Here is a 5,361-nt window from a genome sequence, read left to right as displayed (position 1 = left end):
ATAAATGTTGGGGATTAGTTGAAAATTTGATGCATTTAAGTCGTCATAAGCTCGATCATTATTTACGAGGTATGAGAGCTATGAAGCTTATACAGTCTACTTTTTAGCTCTCATGTCGCCCCCCCAGGTTCATTAACTAAGGAAATTACTCAATTATATTTAGATAATATCCAATTTTTTAATTATTAATTTTCGATGCTTAAACTAGCATAATAATTTTTGTTTATAAACTATACTAAAAAAAAACATAATGTCAATTTATACAAGTAATAAACCAAGTTTTAACGATTGTTGGAACCAAATCGGAGTGACAGGCGATCGCTCCTGCCCAGAACTAAAAACCTTCATTCATTGCCGCAACTGTCCGGTTTATTCTTTAGCAGGGCGCGGCTTGCTTGAACGTGAACCGCCTCCAGGTTACATTAATGAATGGACTAACTTACTGGTTTCCCAATCTGTCCCACAAGGTGAAAGTGCTCTGACACAACTAGGGGAAACCATATCCGTAATTATCTTTCGGCTAGGAGTAGAATGGTTGGCATTGTCGGCAAAGTTATTCAAAGAAGTAACCCAGCCTTGTGTTATCCACACCATCCCCCACCGCAGCAACGAGATATTACTGGGAATCGTGAATATTCGTGGGGAAATCCTAATGTGCGTTTCCCTCAGCAATCTCCTGGGTTTGGAAGATAATCCTGCTAACTCAGGTTCCGAGCAATCCAAAATCCAACAGCCCCTAACTCGAAAATCCAAAACGAATGTGAGTCCTGTCATGTATCAACGGATGGTGGTTGTGGAAATTGAGAGCAACCGATGGGTCTTTCCCGTTGATGAAATTTTTAGTGTTCAACGGTTTCATACTAATGAATTACTCGATGCACCAGCGGTTATTTCTAAAGCTACAGATACTTATACAAAATGGATAATTATCTGGCAGGATAAAAAGGTGAATTACTTGGACGATGAGTTATTGTTTTACACCCTCAATCGGAAGATTATGTAATCCAATGGGGTGATGGGGGTCAAGTGCTATCTATGTAGGTATTCAGGCGTCAGCTATGAGCTATGAGCTATCAGCTATCAGCTATCAGCTATCAGCTATCAGCTATCAGCTATCAGCTATCAGCTATCAGCTATCAGCTATCAGCTATCAGCTATCAGCTTTGGGTCTATGGCCACGCTACTTGAGGTGCGAACAGCTTTTGAATAAAATAAACTGACGGCTGACCGCTGACCGCTGACCGCTGAATGCTTAAAAAATATCATAAATCCAAACTCTAAACTCTAAAATCCTATGACAGACAGCGGACAAGATATGAGCAATTTCTCCATGTTGGATTTATTCCGCATGGAGGTGGAAAGCCAAGCAACGATATTAAATGACAATTTATTGGCTCTGGAAAGTAATCCTTCCTCCAGCCAAGAACTGGAATCCCTAATGCGTGCAGCCCATTCCATTAAAGGTGCTGCCCGGATTGTCCAAATTGATGCTGCCGTTAACATCGCTCATACTATGGAGGATTGCTTTGTGGCAGCTATGAATAAAACCATTACCCTCCAGGCAGATCACATTGATATCCTGCTGCAAGGTGTCGATTTCCTCCAACAAATCAGCCAAGTTAGTGAAGTTAATTTAGACCAATGGCTGTCTGAACATGGGCAAGCCATTGAAGGTCAGAGTATTGCGATCGCTAAAATTCTCGCACCAGAATCTGCACCCTCCTCCCCACAACAGCCATCTCCATCTCCTGCCCCTAGTACCTCCGGGCCACAGAAGTCGGAAAAACTAAGCGCTATAGATGATCCTTCCGAAGTTTCCACTCTCGATACTACGAATACAGCCATAGAGACTCATCAGCAAACTGTTGATCAGCACCATCTAGATCAACAAAATATTGATCAGGTAGTAACTCACCAGGCTCAAACCGATTCTCCCCCTCAAGTACCTAGTCAGGAGTCTGACAAGACCACGATAGAGATTGAAAGTCAACCCTTGGAGCAGACTGTTAGCCACAAGCCTCAAACCCCAGTGGCTGCCAAAGACAATCAATCCTCATCTACCCCAAAAAATGATTTAACTGAGCAACCATCGATGGCTTTGGATAGTGCCAAAAAGCCGGAAGCTAAAGAGAGAGTTGTGCGAGTCAGTGCTGAAAACTTAAATAGCTTAATGGGTTTAGCTGGTGAATCCCTAGTGGAGGCGAATTGGCTACAACCGTTTGCTGATTCTTTGATGACCCTCAAGAAACATCAAATGGAATTATCGAAGATCCTGGAAAAATTACAGGATGCTTTAGCAATATCCCAGGTCAATCAAGTGGGGGAGGAATATCTGAAAGTCGCTCGACAAAAGGAACAGGAATGTCGAGAAATTTTAGGCGATCGCATGAGTGAACTGGAACTGTATGCTCGTCGCACTGCTAATCTTTCGGATCGTCTTTACCGAGAAGTGATTGCGTCTCATATGCGTCCTTTTGCTGATGGGGTACAGAGTTTTCCTCGCATGATTAGGGATATAGCCAGAAAGCTGAATAAAAAAGTTAAATTAGACATTACTGGCAAATCTACGGCAGTAGATCGAGATATTTTACAGAAACTAGAAGCACCACTGACTCATATTTTGCGTAACTCTGTAGACCATGGTATTGAACCTCCCCAAGAGCGTGTAGCAATGGGGAAACCAGCCCAAGGCACAGTGCGACTGGAAGCTGTTCATCGTGGTGGGATGTTATCGATTACTGTTGCTGACGATGGCAAAGGCATAGATCCAGAGAAATTGCGGGAAAAAATTGTCCGCAAAAAAATGATCACCCCAGAGATGGCAAGCCAGCTAGCTGAACATGAGCTGATGGAGTTTCTATTTTTGCCGGGATTTTCTACTGCTAAGCAGGTAACCGAAATTTCTGGTCGTGGGGTTGGTTTAGATATTGCCAAGAGTATGGCACAAGAGGTAGGTGGCACCCTGCGAGCTACCTCTAAGCTAGGACAAGGAACGAGTTTCCACTTCCAATTGCCTCTGACTCTATCAGTTATTCGTACCCTATTAGTGGATATATATGGTGAACCTTATGCGTTTCCGCTAGCACGAATTGACCAAATTTTCATGGTAGATAAAAAAGAAATTTCTGTAGTAGAAAACCGGCAATATTTTACCCTTAATGATGAAAACATTGGACTGGTAGCTGCCCACCAAGTCTTGGAGTTAGATGACTCTTATATCAAATCTGAAACCCTACCAGTCGTGATCATCAGTGACCAATCGAATCGTTTTGGATTAGTAGTTGATAAATTTTTAGGTGAACGGGATTTGGTGGTTCGACCATTAGATCCGAGGCTGGGCAAAGTTCAGGATATCAATGCTGCTGCTTTGATGGGAGACGGTTCGCCGATTCTAATTGTGGATGTGTCAGATTTAGTGCGCTCCATTGATAATCTACTCAATAGCCGCCAGTTGAACCAAGTCAGTGCTGATACTGATGATACTGATATCCAACAGCGGAAACGAATTCTAGTAGTTGATGATTCCATTACCGTGCGGCAAATGGAACGTAAGTTACTGGAAAACCAAGGTTATGAGGTGGAAATAGCTGTTAATGGCATGGATGGTTGGAACGCTGTTCGTACCAACCCTTATGATTTAGTTATTAGTGATATTGATATGCCCCGCATGAACGGCATTGAGCTAGTCAGCCATATTAAAAGCCATGATAAATTAAAATCAATCCCTGTGATTATTATTTCCTATAAAGACCGGGAACAAGACCGTATTCAAGGTTTGGAAGCTGGCGCAGATTATTATCTAACCAAGAGTAGTTTCCATGATGATTCGTTGTTGAATGCGGTGATTGACTTAATTGGAGATTAGTGATTAGTGATTAGTGATTAGTGATTACTCCCGACTCCCGACTCCCGACTCCCTTATAAAAAAGTAATCAGCATTTTTATGACATGAAAATAGCAATTGTTAATGATTCAATGATGGCAGTAGAAACCCTGCGGCGTGTCTTGATGGGGGTTCAAGACTATCAAGTAGCTTGGGTGGCTAGTGATGGTGCCGAAGCTATTGCCAAATGTACCAAAGACCTCCCAGACTTAATTTTGATGAATTTGACCATGCCAGTAATAGATGGGGTTGAGGCAACTCGCCAGATCATGAAACATTGTCCCTGTGCGATTTTAGTGGTAACCGCTAGCATCCAGCAGAATTCATCGAAAGTATTTGAAGCCCTCGGATATGGAGCCTTAGATGCTGTCAGTCTGCCAGTTTTGGGCACTCGCGGTAACCCAGATGCTGCCCAGGAACTACTTACTAAAATTGCTACCATTGGTAAACTGATCGGAAAATCCACCCCAAATTCAAAATCCCCAGCCCGAAATTCCCAACTCCATCTTCCGCCGTTAATCGCAATTGGTGCTTCGACTGGAGGACCAAAGGCTCTAGCAACGATTCTCTCCAGCATACCAGCAAGTTTCAGTGCAGCAATTGTGATTGTCCAGCATGTGGATCTGCAGTTTGCTTCAGGATTAGTGCAGTGGTTGAATAATCAGACACCCTTGGTAGTCCAGCTAGCGTCTGACGGTAGCCGTCCAGAAGTAGGGAAAGTATTGATTGCTGGAACCAAAGACCACCTGTGTTTAACATCGAATTTGAGGTTAACCTACACCAGCAAACCCAGTAATTATCCCTACCGCCCCTCCGTGGATGTTTTTTTCAAAAGTTTAGCCGAGTACTGGAAGCGCAAGGGCACGGCTGTGTTGTTAACTGGCATGGGTAGAGATGGAGCTGAAGGGCTAAAACTGTTGCGCTCTAAAGGTTGGCATACTATTGCCCAAGATAAAAGCAGTTGCGTGGTTTATGGGATGCCGAAAGCAGCAGCAGAGTTGAAGGCGGCGGTGGAAATTTTGCCCCTAGACGCGATCGCACCTGCCCTAATCAAAGGATTCGCTTTTAAGCCTTAGGTAAATTCCTATAGCTCAATTCCAATATCATTTTTATTGCACAACATTGATCTCTTATAATAATTCTTAACAATAACTGACTATTAATCACAATTGGCATGACATAGTTTTCCCAGTTTGCCCAGAGTATTGAACAAAATTTGATAAACTGCTAAACAAATTAGCTAACCCCAAGTTATTTATCGATGCTGTACCTGATCTGATTGATAGCCGCTTAACCAAGCCCAATCATATCGGGATATATTAGGATGTAACGGTACAATACGGACAAATATGTATCTTACTCCAACCGAAGCTCAAAAACGATATGGTTATAATCCCAAAACCCTAGCTAGATGGGCAGATGCAGGAAAAATCCAATGCATTAGGTCTCCTGGAGGTCACCGCCGCTATCTAGCTAGT

The 5,361-nt window shown here is 42.9% G+C and carries 4 protein-coding genes and 1 pseudogene; all 5 read left to right on the top strand.

Annotated elements, in window-relative coordinates:
* A pseudogene (locus tag F6K63_RS36165) lies at nt 1-136 on the top strand (IS4 family transposase); the annotation flags it as partial.
* Between the two features lie 114 nt (nt 137-250).
* Entirely contained in the window at nt 251-1,003 is a 753-nt protein-coding gene (locus F6K63_RS36160; protein ID WP_008187552.1) for a chemotaxis protein CheW, read from the top strand.
* A 291-nt stretch (nt 1,004-1,294) separates the two neighbouring features.
* On the top strand, nt 1,295-3,865 hold the full coding sequence (locus F6K63_RS36155) for a hybrid sensor histidine kinase/response regulator (protein WP_287314914.1): 2,571 nt from the start codon (nt 1,295-1,297) through the stop codon (nt 3,863-3,865).
* Nucleotides 3,866-3,948: 83 nt separating this feature from the next.
* Complete coding sequence (locus F6K63_RS36150; protein ID WP_287314912.1) at nt 3,949-4,959, top strand: chemotaxis response regulator protein-glutamate methylesterase; 1,011 nt, start codon at nt 3,949-3,951, stop codon at nt 4,957-4,959.
* 273 nt (nt 4,960-5,232) lie between these two features.
* On the top strand, nt 5,233-5,361 hold a 129-nt coding region (locus F6K63_RS36145; protein WP_287314916.1), incomplete at its 3' end, for a helix-turn-helix domain-containing protein.

It is taken from the genome of Moorena sp. SIO1G6, assembly GCF_010672795.1.
In the GTDB taxonomy this organism is placed as follows: Bacteria; Cyanobacteriota; Cyanobacteriia; order Cyanobacteriales; family Coleofasciculaceae; genus Moorena; species Moorena producens.
The sequence above is the reverse complement of the archived record's forward strand: the minus strand, read 5'-3'. Positions and strand labels throughout refer to the sequence as shown.